The organism is Mesorhizobium sp. P5_C1, assembly GCF_054049815.1.
Genome location: NZ_JBFULQ010000594.1, coordinates 1 through 3189, shown reverse-complemented (window position 1 = coordinate 3189; position 3189 = coordinate 1). Strand labels below are relative to the sequence as shown.

The window sequence follows — 3189 nt, the reverse complement described above, 5'->3', positions numbered from 1 at the left end:
GGCTTGTAGCGGAACGGCGCCGACCGCGGCACCAGCTGCAGGTACGACGACTTGCCCGTCGACACGTAGCAGAAGTGCGGCTTGCCCCGGCCGGAGATGAACTCCAGTTCCGGTTTCAAGTCCTCGTAAATCTGGTCCGAGAGGATGCAATACGGCACCCCTGCCTGCCGGACGCGCTCGATGATGCCGCGCAGGTTCTTCGGATCGAAAATCTGATACTGCGGCGCTTCCCATTTGATGTTCGCGGCCAGGAACTCGAACATCTTCTCATAGCCATTTTTGAAGAATGGCGGGTAGCTGAACACCGCTGCCTTGCGGTCGATGGCCTCTTCCATGTGGAGCAGCCAGTCGCGCGGGGCGTAGCTCTTGATCGGGATCATGCCCKGCAGCTTGCGGACCTTTTCCAGGGTGCGCTCGACATAGCCGGCGAAGTTCTCGACCAGGTGCGTGCGGTGGCTGGTCTTGTAGGCATTGGCCTTGCCGCCGGCGAAGCGCCCGAGATTGAAGGCCACGGCCAGTGCGGCCAGGCGCTGATCAGGCTCGCGGAAATCATGCTCGTTCACGAAGTCGAGCGCGCCATGAAACTCGTAGTCAATCGGCTTGCCCAGGACATAACCGGCGATCGCTGAGGAGTAGAGGCTGACGTCGTTCGAGTGCATCTCGACGCCGGGGAACGTGGCGAGCGTGATCTGCTCAAACCGGAACGTCCCCGAGCAGCAATTGTAGACCCTGCCCCACTTGTCGACCTCGGAGACGCGCAGGATTTGCGCGATGCACTCCTTCGGCACCACGCCCTGAAACATACGCCAACGCCTTCGCTTTTTTTGCCGCCGCGATCATTTTTTAGTTGTAACCGGATTGGTAACAGTCTAAGTTATTGATATTAAAGAGCAAAACGACGGAGCAGCCAGATGGACATTCTTTCGACCCTGACCGAAGCAGACGGCTTGGACCGCGCCTACTTCGCACCCGTAGCCATCGCCGCTTTTGCCGGTCGCGAAGACAACCAGGCTTTCCGCAACGAACTCAACGCGTTGGTGAAAACCGGCAAGGTCGAGCGTGTCTATGCCCCGATGCGTCGGGCCGGCCGGATCAGCATGTACCGGATCGCTCGCTAAGCTTTTCCTCTTTGCTTTCCTTGCATTGTAACCAGAATGGTTACATAAATCCTACCCCATGGAGACATGAAATGACCGAACAGCAGAAGAAGATGGCAGCCAAGATCAAGGCTTTGCTCGCCAAGACCACCAACGCCGGCGCCACCGAAGCCGAGGCTTTCGAAGCAATGGCGAAGGCCCGCGAACTCATGGACAAATACGGCCTGACGAAGGCGCAGATCGAACTCGACGCAGAGACGATCGCGGCCCAGAAAACCAAGCGCGACAACTTCAAGACCTACGTCATCAAGGACCATCTGGCCCTCGAAGTCGGCCGCTACTGCGACTGCAAAGTCTGGCTCTCGAAGAAGGAAGACACGATGACTTTCTTCGGCACCGAGCAGGATCGCCAGTTTGCAATCTGGCTGGTCGAAAGCCTCGACCTGTTCGTCCGCAACCAGACCGTCCGCTTCATGACCGAGCGCTACAATCGCGCCGGCGCCGGACCTTGGGACGTTCAGAAGGGCTTCATGGTCGGCTGCATCAGCCGCATCAATGAGCGCCTTCACCGGCTCTCGAATGAACGCGAGCAAGCCGCTCGGCCGAATGGTCGCGGCAACTCGCTGGTCATCGTCAAAATGGCGTTGGTCGACAAGGCCTTCGGCCAGATCGGCTTCAAGCTTCGTAAGGGCTCCGCGAGGGGCGGAATGAAGGGCGACGGCAGCGCTTTTAACGCCGGTCGGGCCGCTGGCGACCGCGCTACTTTCAACCGCCCGATCAACGGCGGCGCAGGAACGCGCGCCATCACGGGCTGATCAAAATCGGGGAGGAGTTGGGAAGCGGCCACAGAAGAATCAGGCTGCACGTTTTCTGCCCCTCCCCCCGTACTCAGGTCAAGTGCTTTGGAGAAGAAAAATTGGACACTTTTCGGAAAACGACGATGAACAGCATCAAGTCACTCGATCCAAAAGAGGTCGCCAAAGCGCTCTTTTTGGCGGCTGGACGTAAATCCGACGCCGCCAAGGCGCTCGGCCTATCGCGCCCGTCTCTCTACCGATTTCTCGAACTCTACCCCGAGATAGAGCCGGCAGTGAAGACGGCGCTCGAACAGCCCGAACCAGAACCAGATTTCGGGCCGAAGATGGCTCAAGGGACGGCCGGGATCATAGCTGAACTCGGCCTTTTCCCGGGCCGAAACCCTCGCAAGCGGGTGGCCAAGAGACGACCGCTGCCCTGAAATCCGCAACCATTTTGACAACACCCTACCACGGAGACCACAGACCAATGGCAAACTACCTATCCCCAACCGGCAGCCCGATCACCGGCACGCTTGAGCGGCTGTCAGGTCGCGCAAACATCAGCAGCATCGACGAGAACGGCCAGCCGGAGCATTCCGGCGGCACTGACGTCTTCTGGGATGACATGATGACCGTCACTCGTGATGGCAAAATCGTCTACCTCGACGAAGCCGGCGAAGAATGGACCTTCGACCAGCTGGCCCCCGAAGTCGACGAAGACGAGGAGGCCGCATGATGGCCCGCTATCTCGTCACATGGGAGATCGACTACGAGAAGGCGCGCGCCGCGGAGTTGCATAGGGTCGATGTCCACGCCCACGATGCACCCAGACGGCCCAGCGCGTCGCGAAAGAGGCCCAAGGATGCCCATCGCCCCGCAACCCAGGTCAAGGCAGTGCCAGCCTTTCATCGGGCCGAGGCGATCGAGCCACGCCTCTGTCTCCGGCTCCCAGACGCCCGCCTGGAGGCGGAGAGAGCACGACTCGCTCGGGTCCTGTCTTGCGGATAGCCTCGGCAAAGGCCCCGAGCGCCACGCCATCCTGCGTATGAATCGCAAAGCAATGTTCTATACACACCGGGCAAGCGGCTGAGTTGCAGCTGTTGATCATCGGACAGCTTGACCGCTGGATAGTGCGGATGCGAACGATCTCGCGACGTTATTGAGTGACCTGGTCAATCCGAGTGATCGCAGTGGAAGCGCCGAGAGCTTCCGCAATTATGCGCGCCTCCTTGAGCCTCGGATCGCTCCTGTCGCCTCTCCCGGTCTGCTGTTTGCCGGCACGATGATGATAGGGG

5 protein-coding genes are annotated in these 3189 nt (G+C 59.8%); 4 read left to right on the top strand and 1 reads right to left on the bottom strand.

Annotated elements, in window-relative coordinates; all coding sequences use genetic code 11:
• Window positions 1-803: putative antirestriction adenine methyltransferase (locus ACXJ7R_RS28465; protein WP_457154735.1), on the bottom strand; the 803-nt coding region annotated here is incomplete at its 3' end.
• A 108-nt stretch (window positions 804-911) separates the two neighbouring features.
• On the opposite strand from ACXJ7R_RS28465, the gene ACXJ7R_RS28460 reads away from it, so the two are divergent.
• The 4 genes from ACXJ7R_RS28460 to ACXJ7R_RS28445 all read left to right on the top strand — a co-directional run bounded on the left by ACXJ7R_RS28460 (window position 912) and on the right by ACXJ7R_RS28445 (window position 2630).
• Complete coding sequence (locus tag ACXJ7R_RS28460; protein ID WP_457154734.1) at window positions 912-1118, top strand: hypothetical protein; 207 nt, start codon at window positions 912-914, stop codon at window positions 1116-1118.
• A 71-nt stretch (window positions 1119-1189) separates the two neighbouring features.
• Window positions 1190-1912 (top strand): DUF2786 domain-containing protein, encoded by a 723-nt coding sequence (locus ACXJ7R_RS28455; RefSeq protein ID WP_457154733.1) that lies wholly within the window; start codon window positions 1190-1192, stop codon window positions 1910-1912.
• Between the two features lie 125 nt (window positions 1913-2037).
• A complete protein-coding gene (locus tag ACXJ7R_RS28450) occupies window positions 2038-2334 on the top strand; it encodes a helix-turn-helix domain-containing protein (RefSeq protein ID WP_457154732.1) in 297 nt (98 codons plus the stop codon).
• A 47-nt stretch (window positions 2335-2381) separates the two neighbouring features.
• Window positions 2382-2630 (top strand): hypothetical protein, encoded by a 249-nt coding sequence (locus ACXJ7R_RS28445; protein WP_457154731.1) that lies wholly within the window; start codon window positions 2382-2384, stop codon window positions 2628-2630.
• The last annotated feature ends 559 nt before the right edge of the window (window positions 2631-3189 follow it).